The 18,679-nt window shown below is 68.5% G+C and carries 12 protein-coding genes; 3 read left to right on the forward strand and 9 right to left on the reverse strand.

Annotated features, from left to right (window positions below; genetic code table 11):
* Positions 1–411 precede the first annotated feature (411 nt).
* Positions 412–591 carry a hypothetical protein gene (locus tag ACM6LR_RS34850; RefSeq protein ID WP_414942192.1) on the reverse strand — a complete coding sequence of 60 codons (180 nt, stop codon included), beginning with the start codon at positions 589–591 and terminating at the stop codon, positions 412–414.
* Between the two features lie 3 nt (positions 592–594).
* Positions 595–2,286, reverse strand: a complete 1,692-nt coding sequence (locus tag ACM6LR_RS34855) for a hypothetical protein (RefSeq protein ID WP_414945297.1) — start codon at positions 2,284–2,286, stop codon at positions 595–597.
* 67 nt (positions 2,287–2,353) lie between these two features.
* On the opposite strand from ACM6LR_RS34855, the gene ACM6LR_RS34860 reads away from it, so the two are divergent.
* Positions 2,354–3,553 carry a lipopolysaccharide biosynthesis protein gene (locus ACM6LR_RS34860; protein WP_414942194.1) on the forward strand — a complete coding sequence of 400 codons (1,200 nt, stop codon included), beginning with the start codon at positions 2,354–2,356 and terminating at the stop codon, positions 3,551–3,553.
* A 15-nt stretch (positions 3,554–3,568) separates the two neighbouring features.
* Here the strand turns inward: ACM6LR_RS34860 and ACM6LR_RS34865 are convergent, their stop codons facing one another.
* Together ACM6LR_RS34865 and ACM6LR_RS34870 are read right to left on the reverse strand one after the other, a co-directional pair.
* Positions 3,569–4,426, reverse strand: coding sequence for a hypothetical protein (locus tag ACM6LR_RS34865; protein ID WP_414945298.1), 858 nt, complete (start codon positions 4,424–4,426; stop codon positions 3,569–3,571).
* Positions 4,427–4,608: 182 nt separating this feature from the next.
* Complete coding sequence (locus ACM6LR_RS34870; RefSeq protein WP_414945299.1) at positions 4,609–8,577, reverse strand: alpha-(1->3)-arabinofuranosyltransferase; 3,969 nt, start codon at positions 8,575–8,577, stop codon at positions 4,609–4,611.
* Between the two features lie 39 nt (positions 8,578–8,616).
* Between ACM6LR_RS34870 and ACM6LR_RS34875 the strand changes: the two genes are divergently transcribed.
* Complete coding sequence (locus ACM6LR_RS34875; protein ID WP_414945300.1) at positions 8,617–9,321, forward strand: class I SAM-dependent methyltransferase; 705 nt, start codon at positions 8,617–8,619, stop codon at positions 9,319–9,321.
* Positions 9,322–9,413: 92 nt separating this feature from the next.
* Here the strand turns inward: ACM6LR_RS34875 and ACM6LR_RS34880 are convergent, their stop codons facing one another.
* From ACM6LR_RS34880 to ACM6LR_RS34900, 5 genes are all read right to left on the reverse strand, one after another.
* Positions 9,414–11,156: a hypothetical protein gene (locus ACM6LR_RS34880; RefSeq protein ID WP_414942198.1), complete on the reverse strand. Its 1,743-nt coding sequence runs from the start codon at positions 11,154–11,156 to the stop codon at positions 9,414–9,416.
* An 8-nt stretch (positions 11,157–11,164) separates the two neighbouring features.
* Positions 11,165–12,754, reverse strand: coding sequence for a substrate-binding and VWA domain-containing protein (locus tag ACM6LR_RS34885; RefSeq protein WP_414942199.1), 1,590 nt, complete (start codon positions 12,752–12,754; stop codon positions 11,165–11,167).
* Positions 12,755–12,852: 98 nt separating this feature from the next.
* Complete coding sequence (locus ACM6LR_RS34890; protein WP_414942200.1) at positions 12,853–14,967, reverse strand: putative bifunctional diguanylate cyclase/phosphodiesterase; 2,115 nt, start codon at positions 14,965–14,967, stop codon at positions 12,853–12,855.
* Positions 14,968–15,072: 105 nt separating this feature from the next.
* On the reverse strand, positions 15,073–16,122 hold the full coding sequence (locus ACM6LR_RS34895; RefSeq protein ID WP_414945308.1) for an alpha/beta hydrolase: 1,050 nt from the start codon (positions 16,120–16,122) through the stop codon (positions 15,073–15,075).
* Between the two features lie 76 nt (positions 16,123–16,198).
* On the reverse strand, positions 16,199–17,542 hold the full coding sequence (locus tag ACM6LR_RS34900) for a cytochrome P450 (RefSeq protein ID WP_414945301.1): 1,344 nt from the start codon (positions 17,540–17,542) through the stop codon (positions 16,199–16,201).
* A 172-nt stretch (positions 17,543–17,714) separates the two neighbouring features.
* On the opposite strand from ACM6LR_RS34900, the gene ACM6LR_RS34905 reads away from it, so the two are divergent.
* Positions 17,715–18,527, forward strand: a complete 813-nt coding sequence (locus ACM6LR_RS34905; protein ID WP_414942203.1) for an SAM-dependent methyltransferase — start codon at positions 17,715–17,717, stop codon at positions 18,525–18,527.
* The last annotated feature ends 152 nt before the right edge of the window (positions 18,528–18,679 follow it).

Below are 18,679 nucleotides of genomic sequence, written 5' to 3' on the forward strand. Positions count from 1 at the left end.
GCCGTCCGCGTGCCGATCCCTTTGGCGGCGGACGAGATCGGGACGTCGAGGAGGAGGCCGAGGACGGCGAGCAGGCCGAGACCATCGAGCGCGCCGTGGTGCGCGGCGATCAGCACGACGGGTTCGTCAGTGCCGGCCGCGACGCGGAGCAACGGCGCGCCGCGTTCGTACGGCGCCTCGGCGAAGCGATCGCGAGTCGCCGGAAGTTCGTTCCCGGGAACGGCTTCGACCTCGGGGGCGGCTCCGAGCCACGGCCGCTCCTCGGCCGCGACCGCCAGCCGCATCCGGGCTTTTTCCGGTGTCAGTACCGAAGACAGCTTCGCTTCCAGGAGAATGCTCCAGGAAACGGTGGGGTCGCCGTAAAGCCCGACGACGCGCTGCGCGTGGTCGGAGGCGAGCTGGGACACCGGCTCAGCGTTTGCCGTAAATAACGTTCTCGGGGCCCGTGTTCGGGTTGAACTGCTCCTTGATCTTCGCCTGCACCTGGGGTGCGGCGTCCGGATCGGCGGAGTTCGTCAGCGCGTAACTCCCCCCTGCGGCCGTTGCGAGCCCGATGATGACGGCGGCGGCCGCGCCGATGAGGGTGCCCAAGACCTACTCCTTCCGCAGCAGGGAATTCCTGCGTCGGCTCAATGTACGCACCGGTAACTTAAGGCACAACAGTGCGGCGACGATCGATAGCAGCGCTACTCCGTTTGCCAGCACCACGGGGAACGGTGATCCCGTCTCGGTCACGACGGGTTCACCGGGAGTGCGGTAAAGCGTGAGCCAGTCACCGGACCACACCGGTTCCGCGCCGATCAGCAACCGCGGGTCGAGCTGCCCCGGCGTCCCGTGTTCGACCAGGATCCAGCCGATTCCCGCCGATGACAGATCCTCGGGCGACTTCGCGGCGCGGACACGGTCCATTCTGGAGTCTTCGCCGGAGATCTCCTCGGCGCCGACTCGTAATGTGTCGTCGACGAGGACGGTTTCCGGCAGCGCCCGAGGCGCCGGGTCCAGCTGTGTCCGATGGCCGTTCCAGGCGAAGCTGCGGAACGTGGACAGCGGCAGCGCGACGACGTCGCCGGGCCGGTCATCGTCCGCGAGCACGCGGTGGACGGCGTTCCAGTCCTCCGGGTAGCGCACGGCTTCGATCTTTCCCCAGCCGCCCCAGGCGAGGTCGGGCATGGTGAGCAAAGGAAAGAGCGCGGCGGCCGCGACGAGCGCCACCCTGGCAGGCTCGGTCCGCAGACGCGCGGTGGCCGCTTCGACCGCGAGCGCGAACCCGAGCGCGACGGGCAGTGCCCACCACACGACCCATTTCTGCGCGTCCCGCAGCAATCCCGCACCGGGAACGTGTCCCATCGCCCAGGACAGCACGGGTTCGCCGAACGGCAGCGTCGCCAGCGCGGCGAGCACGACACCGAGAACTCCCAGCGACAGCAACGCTCTCGCCGGCGGTGTCCCCCACCTCCGTGCCAAGGGGCGGAGCCCGGCCAAGGCCACGGCGACCGTGACGAGGATCAGCACCGGGGCCATCGGCGCACCCCGGCTGCCGGGGACGACGTCGCCGTTCCAGATACCGCCGAGGCCGAGCACACTCAGGATCGCCGGGCCCCAGCTTTCCGCACGGGCGCTGAACGCGGCCACCCCGGCGGGGTCGGACAGCGAGCCGCCATCGCGGGTGAGCGTCGGCACGAGCCACGGCAGGTCGAGCACGACGGCGAGACCGAGGGTGCGGCCGAGTTTTCGAGGTCCGGCCAGTACGATCGCGGTGACTGCGGCCAGTACTCCACCAGGCGGCGTGAGCACCGCGGGGACGCAGGCGAGCACCAGGCGCGCGAGCGCTTTCGGTTCGCTTTCGCGCAGGGAAAGCGCGGCGCGCGCGATCCACGGGAGGCAGGCGTAGGTGAGCAGGAGCGGCCAATGCCCGATGAACAGCCGCTCCGCGAAGTAGGCTGTCCACGCATAACCGGTGGCGGCGACGATCCGCGTACCGAGTTGCTCCGTCGGCACCAACCGCGCCGCACCGTACGCCGCGAGGAAGAGCGACAGCAGGAGCATGGCCTGCTGAACGAGGTCACCGGGAACGACCGCGGTCGCGAGCGCGATCACCGTGTCGGCAGGGACCGAGCGCGGGAGCGAGGACCCGAGGCCCAGCGCGTCCGGGACCAGGGACTGACGCGGCGCGAACACCATGTCGTAGCTCAGGACGAAGCCGCGTCCGAGTACCGGCAGGAACACCAGCAACGCCAGCCCCGCCGACACCGCGGCCAGGACCAGACGTTCGCCACGTGCGCCCAACGGCCTTTCCTTTCCGCCTCGATCGCGGTTATGGTCGCTCGATTACTCGCCGGTAATAGGAGCGCTCTTGAGCGTAGACGTCGAGGGCGACCATGCCCCCACCGACAAGCGTGTCGCGGCGATCCTCGTCTCGCTCGCGCTGGCCGGTAACAACGCCGGTGCCTACGCCTTGAGCATCGTCGCCGCCCGTCTGCTGGCGCCGAGCGCGTTCGGTGAGCTGAGTTCGCTGCTGGCGGTACTGGTGATCGGCGTCGTACCCGCGATGGGCCTGCAGACCGTCGTAGCACTGCGCGTCGCCCGCAAACCGCAAGACAGCGGGACGCTCCTGGCGCTCGGCCTCACCACGAGCGCCATCGTCGCGGCCATCGGCCTGCTCCTGGCGCCGGTGCTGGTCTTCGTGCTGCACCTGGATTCCGTGGTGCCCGCGCTGCTGCTCGCCGTCACCCTCGGCCCGCTGACCCTGCTCGGCCTCTTCCACGGTCTGTTGCAGGGCAGCGGCCGGTTCGCGCGGCTGGCCGGGCTCATGTCACTCGAAGGCGCGGGCAAGGTCGGCGGATCGCTGATCGGACTCGTGATCGGCGGCGACGCCACCGGGGCGCTGGCCGGGACGGCGATCGGCTCGTACCTGGTGATCTTCTGCGGCTGGCTCCTCTGTGGACGGCAGCGGCCGCGGAAAGCGGGCTGGCACGCGGGCGACGTCCTGCACGCGGCGCAGGCGATGCTGGCACTGGTCCTGCTGGTGAACCTCGACCTGGTACTGGCCCGCCACACCCTCCCCGCGAACGAGGCGGGCGAATACGCGCTCGGCGCGATCGTCACGAAAATCGCCTACTGGCTCCCTCAAGCCGTCGGTGTCCTGGTCCTCCCCCGGTTCGCGAACGTCGACGACCGGCGCCGCATCCTGCCCGCCGCCCTCGCCGTCTGCGCCGCCCTCGACGCCGTCGTCCTTTTCGTGTCCTTCGGCTTCGGACCACGCCTGCTGTCGTTCATCGGCGGCCCCGGCTACGCCGCCAGCACCATGCCGGTCTGGCCGTTCGCCCTCGCCGGCTCGATGCTCGCGCTGGTGCAGATCCTGCTGTTCTCCCGCCTCGCCGCCGGCGACCGGCGGGTGACCGTGCTGATGTGGACGACCGTGCTGGTGGAGACGGTTCTGGTGACCACTTGGCCGCACTCGTCAGCTACTCAGGTGGTGACGGTCGCCGCTTGCTGTGCTGGGGCTCTGGCGCTTTCCGGTGCTGTACTGGAGTGGCGGTCGCGGCGTGCTTGATTGGTGACACTCGACTCACCCGAGGTGCACCTCGGGTCGCGGCCGTCGCTGGGCACTGCTGTGCGCCGCCACGAGTTCGGCCAGGACCGCGTCCGGTTCGGTCCGAAGCCGCGACGGCAATGTCTGGAGCACGACGATCCCAGCCGCGGCGTAGCGAGCGTTACGCGCGAGAGTCGCACGGAAGTGGTCGCCCTCGGAGTGACAACCGCGGGAATCGATTTCCCAGGCGAGTCCCATTTCATCGCACCAACCGTCCGGCTTCGCCACGAACCGGCCCTCTGCGTCCAAGACCTTCACATTCCACTGGAACTCGGGCAGCCCTGAACGCGCCCACAGCTTCCATGCGTCGGCCTCGGCGACCGAATGCGCGCCGCCCAAGATCGGCTCGAGGCTGGGACGCAAGGCCCTCGTTTCCGCACTGTGTTGCCGGTCGAGTTCTTCGGCCAACGCCCACGGCGGACAGAACTGTCGCTGGACGGCTTCGGCCGCCATCGCCACGGCCACGTCCTGATCAGCTGCTCGGCGTGCCGCGTCGATCACCGCGCGGAAGACCGGAGCGGTCGGGACACCGGCCCTGATCCGAGGCGAGGGCAGTCGCCGGGTTCGTTCGATGTGGACGAACCCGGTACTGGCGATCGCGCGTTCAGCCGGAACGAGAACGTGGACCTCTTCGATCACCGGAAGGTTACACAGACCGTATCGTCTGAGCGCGTGCACGCCGGTGAGCACCGAACCTTCATGCGCATGAAGCAGGGCGGCCTCGATGCGCTGCTCGTCGGTCGGCTCGCCGTTTCCGAGCAGCACCACCCCAGGCAGCAACATCCGCCAGACGCCGCCGCGCTCGCACCGGCGCCAGATCGTTCTTCTGGGCACACCCAATTGCTCGAGCGACTTGACTCCGACCACGGCCGGGCCGCCCGTCAACAGTGGGTGCTGTGCCCATTCCCCTCTTCGCACCCACTCAGCATCGGGCGGGCCACCGACAGAAACCCGATGCTCTCGATCGTGACCGGTCCTCTCACGTCAGGCTGTGTGGAAAAGAGGAGGGAGTGTCCCTATTTCCACACAGCTCCTTCCACACGCTCGCCTTCCCGCCCCGCGAACCAAGGCACACACATCGCCACCATCGCCGCGGCCGCCAGCAGCAGCGCGGCCTGGGTCACCGGCCCGTACGCCCACTCCTGCCCGTGCCCCAGCAGCCGCCCCACCACCGCGGCGAGCGTTCCCACGACCATCCCGCCGAAAGCGAGATACCGCGGAGCCCGTTCACTGAACTGACGTGCCAGCAAGACGGCGATCAGCAGCACGATCGGCAGCATGCCGCCGAGGACGGCCAGCAGGCCGATGAGCACCACCGGGACGGCCACACCGGTTCCCGCCTCGACAGAGACGCGTCGGCGGCGGACCGGCCACAGCACGCCTGCCAGCACGGCCAGGATCGCGATGGCGCCGATCAGCAGGCCGGAGCGGTATTTCCAGTCCGGGGTGAATTCGAGCCGCACGACACCGCCGGAGCCGGCGGGCAGGATCCACGCCTGCTGCCAGCCGTCGACGCGCGTCTTCACCAGCGGAGTCCCGTTCAGAGACGCGGTCCAGCCCGCGTTGGCGTTCTCCGGAACGGCCAAAATGGACTCATCGCCGCCTGCCACGGTGACCGTCCGGGAGGTCGCGTCCCAGGTGTCCACGGAGACGGCCCGGTGCCCGACGGCTCCAGAAGCCTGTCCGACGGGTTTGAGCCACAGGTCCTGGACCACAAGGGACTCGGACCGGTCGGTCCGCAGTTCGTGTCCGCCCGAGGCCAGCTCCACGCCGCCCGCCGAATCAGGACACGCGGAAAGGGTCAGTGGCCGGTGCGCGGCGAAATCGGCGAGGGTGCCGCGCACGGACGTGTCGTAGTCGAGGCCGTCCAGGTGGACGTTCGGGCCCGACCCGCAAGGCAGGGAAAACTCGGCGGAGGGCGCGGGAAGCTCCACACCGGTCAGGGACAAACTCCCGATCCCCAGCGAGTTCCGGGTCCGCTGGTCGTCGTCCAGGCCGGCGAACGCGATCTTCAGCTGTGAAGTGTCCAAGGGTGGGAACGTCGCCGCGCCGGAAGCGTCGAGTTCGACGGAGCGGCTCGACGTCGGCGTCGTCAGCTCCAGCCGCGCGGGCGCCCGAGCCGTCCCACCAGGATCGGCGGCGACGCGGATTCCGGAGATCGTCTTCGACTCAGGCCAGTCCAGTGTCAACGTCGGCCGCAGGTCGGTGACGTCGGGCTGCCACGCGGTCGCGGGATTCCCGTCCAGCGCGGCGAACGCGCCCGCCGCGGGATCGCCACCCAGCTGCGAGGTTCCGCTCACCTGAACGCCGGGCGAGGCCACCGGAACCCGGCCGCCACCGGCGGGCAGCACGGTGCCGCCGAACTCGTAGGCACTCTGCGACGTCGTCGAGAACAGCCGCCGGATCCCGTCCGGTTCTTCACCGTCGCGGCCCGCGTTGGCGTCACAGCGGACGTGCCCGTCGTCCGGCACACACGCGTACCTCGGTTGCTGGCCCCGCGTGAACGCGAAGCCCGGTGCCGTGCCTGCGGGGAGGTCGGCGGGGACTTCGAGCGCGCGTTGTGGTTCGGCACCGGGGATCTTCAGGTCCGAGATGCCGACGTTGCCGTCCTGCCTGCCGACCACGAGCGACAGCAACGTGATCCGCACCTTGCGCGTCACCCCCGCCGGAGCGGGATAAGTGTGCGTCCCTTCGCCGCGGACGACCTGGTGATCGACGGAACCGTTGTCCGTGGTGATCCGGATCCGGGTCGGCGGCCAGCCGACGCGGATGTCGTCGACCATCGCGAGCTCGACCGTGTTCACCAGCCTCGGGGTGTCCAGTTCCACTTCGAGCCATTCCCCGATCGGACCGGTGAAGGTCGAGGAATGCCAAGCGGTCCGCGGATCCCCGTCCAGCGCGGCGAACGGCTGATGGCTCGGATCCGAGCCGCCGAAAGCGTCCGCGAACGACGCCGCCGTCGACGCGCTGACCGAACGGATCCCCCGGTACGCGGCCACGGTCTGGTGCTGCTCCCCCGGGAACGGCAGGACGTCCAGCGCGGCTCGTTGCTGTCGCGGCGATTCCCCGGCCGTGAGTGTCTGGCTCAGATTGTCCCGCACGCCGCCGACATTGCGTTCGGCGCGACGCAGCCCGTCGGTGACCAGTCTCGGTCCGGTCGGCGAACCGCCGTCCCCGGTCAGGACCGTCGGCGTGCCGGGATCGAGCTGCCCGGAGTTCATCAGCGGCAGCAGGTTCTCCGGTCCGCCGCTCACCGTCGGAACGTCCTTCGCGGACGTCGCGGTGACGAGCGGCACCGGCCGTTGCACCTCGTAGATCTCCAGCGGTCCGAAGCCGGCCGCCTTCCCGATCCCCGGCGACCCCGCCAGCCCGGCGCGCAGTGTCGTGAAGTCGGGGGCGCCGGCCTTGGCGCGGTCGATGTCCCCGCGCAGCATCAGGAACCGGTAGCCCGACCGCGCGAGCAAAGCGGCGAGCCCGGGATCCCCTCTGCCGTCGGTGAGGGCCGCGTCGACCGAGTCCATCAGGCGGGTGTTGCCCTCCGAGCCCAGCGGGACCTGGTTGCGCACGGCCCACGGACTGTCCGCGATGGCCTGCGCCGGTTCGTCCACGGTGCGACCCCAGTCGTACTCGCCGAAACCGGTCGCGGGCAGCAGCAACGTCCGCGCGTTCGGGTCGGTCTTGGCGACGTAGCCCATCGCTTCGTACCAGTACCCCGGCACCTCGTCCCAGCCCGGACCGGGCCGCAAGGTCAGCAGCCATACCGGCGCGGCCATCACCACGACCAGTAACGCGCCGAGCGCGGGCCGCAGATTCCGCCGCAGCGAAGGCACGGCGCTCGTGATGCCTTGACTTGTGATGCCGTAAACGAACGCCAGCATCAACGGCAGTCGCAGCACCGGCTCGAATTTGTGCACGTTGCGCAGCGGCGCGAGCGGACCGTCGAGCAGATGACGCACGGGCTCCGCGAGCGGACTGTCGAGCGTGCCGACGTAGCCGACGGTCAGCAGCGTCAACCCGGTCAAGACGCCGAGCATCAGGAACCGCCGTTCGGGCAACCCACGCCGCGCGAGGCCGAACAGCCCGACCGCGGCCACCAGCCCGGTGGCCGCCATCAGCACGGGATTGTCGATCAGCGCCCAGCCCGACGGCCACCACGGCGTGCCCTGCACGACGTAGGCCACCCACTGGTTCGTCCCGCGAAGCACCTCGAACAACGACATCGGCGCCGTGGTGTTCGTCGCGGATTCGATGTAGTCCAGGAACGGCAGGCTGTACTGGCCGAGCAGTACCAGCGGCAGGATCCACCACAGCACCACGCCGACGACGAAGACGAACCACCAGATGACCAGCGCGACGTGCGTGCTCCGCCATTTCCGGGTCAGCAGCCACAACCCTGGCAGCACGAGCGCCATCACGACCATCGCGCCGTTGACCCCACCCATGCACAGCACGGCGAGCGCGGACAATCCGGCGGCGCGGCGCGGCGAACCGATCCGGTCGGCGAGGATCAGCGGCAGCAGTACCCATGGCAGCAGGACGGCTGGCAGCATTTCCGAGGACAGCGAACCGATTTCGGTGACCATCCGGGGCGCCAGGGCGTACCCGACCGCTCCGATCAGCCGAGTCCGTTCGTTGCCGATTTTCAGCGCACGAGCGACCAGCAGGGCGCCCCCGAACGCGACCGAGAGCAGGATCGCGCACCACAGCCGCTGCGCGATCCACACCGGCATCCCGACGGCTTGGCACACCGCGAAGAACGGCCCCATCGGGAACAGGTAGCCGTACGCCTGGTTCTGCAGTTCCCCCGCCGTCGCCTGGGGATTCCACAGGTGCAGCGCGCGGCCGAGGAAGGCCAGCGGATCCACGGCGAGGTCGAGCTTGGTGTCGAACGTCGTCCTGCCCGGACGCTGCAAAAAGGACAGCACGGTCAGCGCCAGCACGATCCACGTGCTCGGCTTCTTCACCAGCGTGCCGGGGGTTACCATCCGGTAGATACTAGGCGGAAACGTGGCTACTATGCGCCTATGACAGACGGTTTCGAAGAGTCGTGGTCGCTCGCCGAGCCCGTCAAAGGCTGGATGACGCGGGATCAAGGCCTCGTCTTGTGGAACGCGGCCCGCCGCCTGGACAAGGGCGATCTGATCGTCGAAATCGGCAGCCACCAGGGCCGTTCGACGATCGTGCTCGCCACCGCGGCCCGCACGGTCGGTGCCAGGGTGGTCGCCGTCGATCCGTTCGTCGACGGACGGCTCTTCGGCGGATCGCCGACCCGCCAACGGTTCGAGGCGAACCTCCGCAAAGCGGGCGTCGAAGACGTCGTGGAACTGGTGGCGGAGTACAGCACGAAACTCCGGCCGCGCTGGGACCGGCCGATCCAGTTGCTCTACATCGACGGCAAGCACGACTACTGGACCTACACCGACGACCTGCGCTGGTCGACGAACCTGTCCGACGGTGGGGAAATCCTGGTCCACGACTGCTTCTCCTCGATCGGTGTCACCCTGGGCACGATCGCGAAAGTCCTTTTCGGACGGCGCTACACCTACCTCGACCGCGCGACGTCGATGGCCAGGCTCCGGCTCACGCCGCCGTCGATGAAGGACCGCCTGCGCGTGGTCGCCCAGTTGCCGTGGTTCGTGCGCAATGTCGGGATCAAGATCCTGTTGCGGCTGCGTTTGACGCCCGTGGCGAAGATCTTCGGCCACGACAGCCCGTACGACCCTTATTGAGTGGTTGCCATCGGAAGTTTTTCGGGAGTATTCGGCGGATCCAGGTTTCCGCTGGGCGGTCGAGCCCCCCGGAAGACTTCCGATGGCAACCGCTAAGTCAGCGGCCCGCCGACGTCGACCTTCGCGAGGCAGACGGGAGCGCCCTTGGCGGACAACTGGAAACCGACCTTGTCGAACAGGCCCTCGATCGGCAGGTACATCGTGTGCAGGCCGGGCTGGAACCACACCGGGACGCGCACTCCGTCGCGGTCCACGAATCCTTCGCCCCCATCGGAGGTGAAGTAGTCAATCCGCAGCAGGTAGCGGCCGAGAACGGGTGTGTCCAACGGAACCCGGACCAGGTGCTCGCCGACGGTGTACCCACAGCCCGCCACCGGGCCGGGCAGGCCACGGGAAACGGGTTTCACGCCGGTGATCGCCCGCGCGATACCCAAGTCGTCCAAAAGGGACATCCGGCTAGTCGGCTGGTCGAACAGGACGCCCGGGATCAGGCCCACGACCCGGGAAGTGCGGGCGTTCTCGCCGAACCAGGCGTGCAAGATGTCGTTCGGCACCGTCGTGTCGTACAGGACGAGATCGGGGTCCCGTTCGATCGAGACCCGCGCGTTGGCGAGGAACTCCCGTGAGTGCTCGAACCGCAATCCCGGTGCCAGCCGGGAGAAACCCACGGCGGAACTCGCGATCAAGGCGAGGCACAACACCAAGGCGAGCGGGCGTTTCGCTGTCGACGGCGCGGGATCCGGCCCGCGATCGAAAGGTTTCGGTTCCAGGAAGGCGAAAGCGGCACACAGCGCGACGACGAGCGCCAGGTCGGCGACATAGCGGGGATCGCTGCCCAGTTCCGGGCCGACCTCGGTGAGCCGGGTGGCCGCGGAAAGCCCGATGTCCGCCACGAACACCAGGCCCAGCAAGAGCCACGCCTTCTTCGCCCGAAGGCCACCGGTGCGCACCCCCACGACGAGGACGGCGACCGCCAAGAGCAGCAGCAGAATTCTCACCACGAAAGGGGAAGCGGCGAACGTCGCACCGGGGCCGGGTCCCGACCAAGGCCCGCCCGCCATCCCCGGCACCAGGGTGTCGCCGAGCATCCGCCCCGTCATGTCCGCGACCGTGCCGACGGTGACCGGACCACCGCCGTGCCCGACCTGGCTCGTGGTCAGGGCCAGGAAAACGGCGGCGTAGCCGGCGAGCAGAGCGGCGAAAGAACCCCACAGCACGAGGTGCCGTCGCAGGGAAACCCCGAGCAGCACGGTGAGGCCGGCGACCAGCACCGGGATGAACACCGCCTTTTCGTAGAAGGCGAGCCCGAAGACGGTCCAGGCCACGGTGGCGATCGCCCAGCGTCCGCCGTCGGCGAGATACCGGACGTGCGCGTGCAGGGCGGCCGTGGCAGCCAGCAGCACCGGCGCGAGCTGGATCGCGTACGCCCACCACAACGTCGGAACGAGCAGCAAGGTCGACGTCGTGAACATCGTGAACGGGACGAGAATTCCCCAGCGGCGCCCGAAACAGCGCACCAGGACCGTCCACAACAGAACCGAGGAGGCCGCCTGCATCATCAGGACCGGCGCCATCAGCACGGCGAAGTCCAACGGTGCCCAAGCGGTCAGCAGGTCGGCGAGCAGGAAGCCGCCTGGCGCGAGATGGCCATGGTAGTCCTGGAAGAAGTAGCCGAACTCGAAGGGTCCTGCCTTCGCGGCGTGGTAAGTGATGACGAAGTCGTCTTGCGCGAGGCTGCCGCGCAGCGCGGCCCACGCGTGCAAAACGAACGGGACGACACCGGCGACGAACGCCGCGAGCGTGACCAGCGAAGGTCTTACCCCCCGGACAACCACGTCTTGCCTCAATTCTTGCAGGTCGGCGGCTGGCACATGATCTTGCTCAGCGCCTGGTAGAAGACGTCGGAGATCTTCCGCGGATCGGGGGTGGTGAACGATTCCCCGCCGGTGGCGGTGGAAACCTGCCGCAGCTCGGCCGCGTCGATGTCCGGTCCGATGCCGATCCCGATGACGGGCAACGGTTTCCGTGGGTCCTGGAGCTTGCCCAGCTCTTCCAGCAACCTTGGCAGCCCGATCGTGTCGCTGTCCTCGTTGCGCCCGTCGGTGAGGACGACGACGAGGTTGATCCGGCCGGGTTTCCAGTTCTGCCTGGCGTTCTGGTACGCGGCGAGGATCGAGTCGTAGAGACCGGTCGCCCCACCGGGTTTCGGTCGCACCGCCTGCAGTTGCTCGACACCACCGGAGGTCTTCTGCTCGGCGATCGTCCGCATCGGCAGCAGGACACGGTGGTCCTTGTCACCGTCCATTTTGGTCGAGAACAACCACAGACCCAGTTCCGTGGTCTGCTTGAACAGCCCGAGTCCCTGCGTCGCGGCCTGCAGGGTGAGTTCCATCCGGCTCTTCCCCGCACCCGGCACGGCGGCGGCCATCGAACCGGAGACGTCGAGCAGCACCTGGACCCGGGCGCTCAGGTTCGTCCCCGCCCAGGCCTGCAACGCGGCGTACAAATCCGCCGACGGCGGGGCGCCCGGTGGATGCGGTGCCGGATCGGTTCGGCTGTCCTGTGCCCGCGGGACGGCGAACTGCCCGGTGGGCGCACGGAATCCCGCGTCGGCGAAGGTCGCGGCGGCGAGCGGGTCGAGCAACAGCCGCAGAAAGCGTTCCGCCGCGGTCCTCGACGCCTCCGAAGCCTTGGGCAGCACGACATACGGATAGTCGAACCCCTGCACCGGGACTCCCGGATACGCCGCCACCGAATTCCGGGCGAGCACGGACTGTTCGGTCGATGGGAAGGCGGCCGGGAACTGGCCGGGGGCCGGATTCAGCTTCCGCATGACGGCGGTGAAGGCCGCGGCCGGATCGGGCGCCTTCTCGGTCAGCTTCCGCAGGCCGAGCAGCGTGGCGATGCCCAGCGGATCGCGGGCCGGATCCGGCATCCCGACCGGGGAACCGTCGAGAATCTCTTGCCAGGTGAGGGTTTTCCCCGGCCAGCCGAAACTTCGCGCGGTCTCGTCGGGAAGCCCCAGCACCACCGGGGAATTCGCCACCGACTGACCGGATTCCGGCAGGTTCCACGCGCCGGCGTCCCTGGCCTGCGACAACATCGTGCTCGACTCGGGAACCCAGACGTCGGGCCCGCCGGAGGTGGTGGTCCCGAGCAGGTCGGCGGTCTTGGCCGACTCGCTCGCGGTCACGTCGACACTGAAGCATTCGTCTTGCGGCACGGTCGCCGCGAGCCGCGTGAGCACCGGCGCCACGTCGGGCGCGGCGGTGATCTCGACCGGCGTCAGCGTGTCACAACCGTTGCCGGCCAACCGGGCCCGCAGATAGTCGACACCCCACCAGGCGCCGAGCGCGATCACCAGCAACAGGCTCAAGACGACGACGGGCGCGTCGAAACGCCGTCCACGCCTCGGGCCTACCTGCATGTGCATGCCTCCGAGGTGCGGTGTGAGGACCTGGGATGTTGCCCAATCCGCCCGCGCACGTCAACCCTCCGGTAACTTACGCCCGGGCCGCTGCGGCAGATGGCCTAACCGAAGTACCGGCCTGCTCCGATGTGGGCACCGGCGTTCTGCCACCACCCGGCGTCGCCGGTCGAGTCGATCCCGTCCGCGATCACCGTCACGCCCGCGATGGTCGCGGTCTCGATGAGGTTCCGCAGCGAGCGTTCGGCCAAGGGTTCCGTCCGCCGCTCGGCCAGCCGGGGAGCGATCCTGACCGTCTGCACGGGCACGTCCACGAGACAGACGACGTCACCGGAGACGCCGAAGTCCTGCAGTTCCGCGTCCACCCCGATCTCGGCGAGGAGGTGCAGGTTGTCGACGGTCTCCCCGAGTTCGGCGAGCACGGCGCCTGCCGGGAAACCCAGCCGCAGTCGTGACGGCCCGAGACCGGTCGCGGTGAGCACCTGCCGTACCGACCCGACGAGATCCGGATCCGCGGCCTGGTGCGGGGTCAGTCCCACGACCATCGGGAGCCTGTCGTCCGCCTCCTCGCACGCGGTGCGGATGAGCCATTCACCGAGCGGCACGATGAGACCGGTCTCGTCGGCGAAGCGGACGCAGGTGTCATGACCGATCCGGCCGTGACGGGGATGGTTCCACTCGAGTCTCGCCTCGATACCCGCGGGCGTGCTGTCCGCCAGCCAGGTCAGCGGCCGGAAGTGGATCTCGATCTCGCCGATCTCCCAGGCACCCGCCATGGAGACGGCCAGGCTGAACTCGTGCCGTTCCCTGATGTCGAGGGCCGAATCGGACAGCGTCCACTGCCGGTAGCCGTTGGACTGTGCCCGGCGCAGTGTCATGTCGGAGACGCGCAGCAGCTCGTTCGGCGCGATGTCCCTCGGTGGCCGGTGCACGACCCCGACACAGGCGGAGACCGCGACCCCGATCCCGCCTTCGAGGTAGACCGGTTCGGCCAGTTCCTGGTTGATCATGCCGACGACGGTGGCGACGTCCGGGCTGGTGGCGGTGTTCTGGATGAGGATGCCGAACTCGTCTCCGCCGATCCTGGCGACGAGCGCGTCCTCGCCGCCCACGACTGCCCGCAGCTTCGCGGCGACGTTCTTCAGCAGCTCGTCGCTCTGTTTCTGGCCTAGCCCGCCCGCGATCAGGGAGAATCCGTCGAGATCGAGGTGGTAGACCGTGACACCGAAGGCCGGGTCGGCGTGCCGCAGCGCCCGCTCCAGGCGGGTACCGAAGAACTGCCGGTTCGGCAGGCCGGTCAGCGGATCATGCAGGGCTTGGCGGCTCAACTGCCGCTGGAGCAAGGAGACGTCGGTGTCTCCGTCGACGAGTGTGATCAGCTGCTGGGCCTCACCCGCCGGGTCGCGGATCACCGCACCGGTGAAACCGGCCCATGCCGGTTCCTCGTCTTCGGCGACGAGTCTTCGCGACAGTTCGAGCCGCTGGGTCTTGCCTTCCAGCAGCTTCCGGTAGCCCTCACGCAGGCCGTCGGCGTCTTCCCGGTGGACCAGGTCGTAGAGGTTGAGCCCGGTCAGGTCCGAGACGGGCCGGTGCAGCATTTCGGCGAACGCCGGGTTCACTCGCTGGACGCGGCCGTCCACCCTGGTGACGGCCACCCCGGTCTTCGAACCGGTGAACAACTGCTCGAAGCGCGCCTGGGTGAGCACCAGTTCACGCCGGGTCTCGCGTTCGAGGGTGACCAGCGTGCGGCTCAAGTCTTCCTGCTGCGTCTGGATGCTCTCACGCAAGGCCTCGCCGTAGCCGGAAGCGAGCGCGCCCAGCACCTGCAACGCCCGTTCGGGGAGCGACTTCACACTCCGCAACTCCGGTTCGTTCAAGAGCCCCTTGCCGAGTACCTCCATCGTGCGACGCAGGCTGTCCGGCCCGACGCACCTGAGCGCGACGAGCCGCGCGCCGGCCTCGGTGGCCTGCGCGGGCTCGGCGTCGTCACTCAGCACCGCCGCGAACACCTCGTCCAGCAGAGCGGCGAAATGCTCTTCGATCTGAGCGTGGGTATATGGAAGATACGCCGTACCGGTGACCAGGTAGGCCCACTTGCGGGCCAGCGTGGCCCGCGTCGGCGCGGCATTCTTCCTCTTCGGTGAGGAGGAGGACGCAGTTCTCTTCTGGGCGTCCGGCGATGCCGGGTACTCGTCGCCGTCCGGAAATGGGGCGGTCACGTCTGCCGGTCCTGGGGTCGTTTTCGCATTCCGTGGTGGAGAAACATCCTCCACGATTCTCTGTCGGTACTCACGGTTTATCGGCCACCCGATCGGGTGGTAACCCTACGGTACTGCAACACCGACCTGATCCCTCAGCCAACCGCGGGTGGCGTCCCGGTACTGGGACGCGTTGCGGTGCAGCGCCAACGAATGTCCGGCACCGGGCAGAACATACGTGGAAAGTTCGGCCTCGGGACGATAGTACGGCGCTTCCGCCGGGCGCAGCGTCGCTCCGCTCGAACAGTTCCGGAGCGCGAACAGGCCGCAGAACAGGATGTCCTTCTGCCCGACCGCCTGGAAAACCGGCACGCGGATCGCTTTTGTCGCGGGCAGTACGATGCCGAACACGGCGACGGTTCCCATTCCCGGGACCGAAACCTGATCCTTGGTCGCTTCATCGGCCGCGATGACACCCGGGTCGGTGTTTTCCGTCGCGTAGAACAGTCCGGCGCGCGCTCCCGGTTTCGTCGTGAAATAGAGCGGATCGCTGCCGAGCGAACCAAGCCGGTCGTCCGCGAAAGCGGGCTGCAGGCCGAACAGCACACCGAGGGTCAAGGCGGGCGCCGACGGCAAGTGCGTCATGCCGGAGAGGATCACGCCGTCGACGTCCTGGTACGTCGACGCCTCGGCCGCGACGATGCCCGAGCCGACCGAATGCCCGACGATCACGACCTTCTGGAACGGCGTGCCGCCGACCCGTCCCGCCCGCAGGTGGCCGACCACCTGATGCATCGATCGCGCCAGTACCGGCAGCAGGAGCGGAAGGCTGAACGGCTTGCTGCTCCCGCCCGAACCGAGCTGATCCGCGGCGAAGGTCGCGTAGCCGTGCTTGGCCATGTCGCGCTGGTACGAGTAACGATCCGGGTCATGGGGCAGGTCCCAGTAGGCACTGGTGTAGGTGCCGCCGTGCACCAGCAGCTGGACCGCTGTGGGCGCCGGGCCGTCAGGCAGGCAGAACCGGCCGTGCACCGTGGCGGGTTCGCCGAGCGGGCCGGTGACCGGCAGGTCCAGGTCGGAACAGTGGATCTCGACGGCCGCGGCCGGGGCGGCGACCAGGAAACCACCGAGGAGCGCGCAGCAGGCGGCCACCGCCGTGGCCAGTTTGAGCGGCATTCTCACAGAACCCTCTCCGGAATCGGAACGCGCGGAAGGAGCACGAACCCTACACCTGGTAGTCGGATGCTCACCGTCAGCCCGCTGTTCTCGGCAGCGCGGTCATCGGCAACCGATTGGGCTGCATCGTCGCTTTGAGCTTGGGAGAGACCTTGACCCCCGGTACCGGCACCAGCCGCCAGCGCGCGCCGATCGTCGCCGCGACCAAGGCGATCTCCGTGGGAGCGAACTGGTGGCCAGGGCACAGCCGGGGCCCGGCGCCGAACGGGATGAACGCGCCCTTCGGCACCGCGGCGGCCCGCTCCGGCTCCCAGCGGTCCGGGTCGAAACGGCCGGGTTCGGGGAACCAGCGCGGATCGCGGTGCAGCGTGTGCTGACTGACCGCGACCTCGGTACCGGCTGGAATGCGCACCCCGCCGAGTTCGACGTCTTCCCGCGCGCGTCGCATGAGGATCACCGGCGGGGTCCGGCGGACGACCTCGTTGATGATCCGCTGCGTGTAGACCAGGCGCGGCAGGTGTTCGAACCGCGCGGGACCGCCCGCCAGCACGTCGTCGACCTCGGCGTGGAACCGGCGCTCGATGTCCGGCCGCTGCCCGATCTCGTGGAAGAACCACGCCAGTGCGACGGCGGTGGTCTCCGCGCCGGTGGTGAGGATCGTGATGACCTCGTCCTCCACCTGCCGGTCGGTCATCGACTCGCCGGTCTCGTCGTCCTTGGCCAGCAACAACATCGACAACAGGTCTCCCTGATCGCCGCCCTTCTCACGGGCCTTGAGGACGGCGTCGCCGATGACCCGCCTCAGGCGTGCGGCCGCGGCGTCGAACTCCCGGTTCGCCGGGATCGGCAGCCGTTCCACGAACTTCGGCGAGAAGGCCCTGACCATGACGTACTTCAGCATGATCGGGATCGACCGCTGGATTTCGGCGAGCGCGTCGCCGCCGAGTTCGGTGGAGAACAACGTGCGCCCGGAGATGGTCAGCGCGAGATTCTGCGTCCGTTGGTCGAATTCCACCACCTCGCCCGGTTTCCACGAGTCGGCAAGCTCTACAGCGAGCTTCGTCATCGTCGTCTCGGCGTAGAGCGCGATACGGCTTCGCTGGAAAGCGGGCAGCATCATCCGCCGTTGCCGCTGGTTGAATACGCCGTTGGAAGTCGCGAGCCCATCGCCGAACAACGGCCGCATTTTGTCGAACACAATGCCTTTGTCGAACTTCCCCGCGTCGACGGCGAGCAGCCGCCAGGCCAATTCCGGCGTGGTGACCAGGTAAACCGGCATCGGGCCGAAGTCGAGGCGGACGACGTCGCCGTGCGATCCCAACTCCGACAACAGTTTCAGCGGGTCACGGAGCATCGGCACGGTGTGGCCGAGCAGCGGCCACCGGCCTGGCGCGACGGGGACGTCCGGAGGTGGTGCCATCGTGCTCGTCTCCCGGTGCCTGGACGGTGAACCCGGTCACTTTAGGACCGCCGGGCGGCGGATGGGGTTCCGCCACCGCACATCCACACGATCGGACGATGGCGACCCCGGCCGTGGCTCCCGCTAGACTCCTGTGCCCCAACGGAATCCCAACCGAACGGTGGCGACGACGGTGACTTCCAACCTGAGCTGGGTGCCCCCCGAGGTCGACACGAGCGTGCCGAATCCCGCACGGGTCTACGATTACTGGCTCGACGGCGACCACAACTTCCAGGCCGACCGCGACCTGGGTGATCAGGTATTGAAGATCATGCCCGGGGTCCGTGACGCGGCCCGGCTCAACCGCGCGTTCCTTCGCCGTGCCGCCCTGTACATGGTCGAAGCCGGCGTGCGGCAGTTCCTCGACATCGGCTCCGGCATCCCGACCGTCGGCAACCTGCACGAGATCGTCCAGCAGGCCGACCCGTCCTGCCGGGTGGTCTACGTCGACCGTGAATCGGTCGCGGTGGCACACGCGAAACTCCTGCTGCGCGACAACGACCGGTGCGCGGCGATCCAGGCCGACCTGCGCGACGCCAACGACATCCTCACTAGTCCGGAGGTGCAGGAGCTGCTGGACCTCGACCAGCCGGTCGGCTTGTTCATGTTGCTGCTGCTGCATTTCGTGCCGGATTCGTGGGAGCCGCACGCGATTCTGTCCCGCTACCGGGAACGGATCGCCCCCGGCAGCTTCCTCGCCCTCTCGCACGTCGCCGCCGACGCGGACTCGAGCAGGCTCGACGAGGCCATCGAGGCGTACAAGGGCACACGGAACGACCCCATTCCCCGGACCCACGACCAGGTGCTGTCGTTCTTCGACGGCTTCGACGTCGTCGAACCCGGCGTCGTCGGCTGCGCGATGTGGAAACCCCAGGGCGCCGGGGACATGTCCGAGGACCCGGCGATCAACGCACTCCCGTACGCCGGGGTCGGCCGCAAACCGTAGGACCCGCCTCGTGCGTGGTAAGTCGCGTTAGCGCCGAGGACGTCTTAGGTACCTGCCGGTTTCCGGGTGCGGTTGATCGCGGTTTCGGTCCGTGGCCGTGTCGCGAAAGCCACTTTCGGGACATCAGAGGTCGCGAAAGTCACTTTCGCGAC

It is taken from the genome of Amycolatopsis sp. cmx-11-32 (assembly GCF_047608695.1).
GTDB lineage: Bacteria > Actinomycetota > Actinomycetes > Mycobacteriales > Pseudonocardiaceae > Amycolatopsis.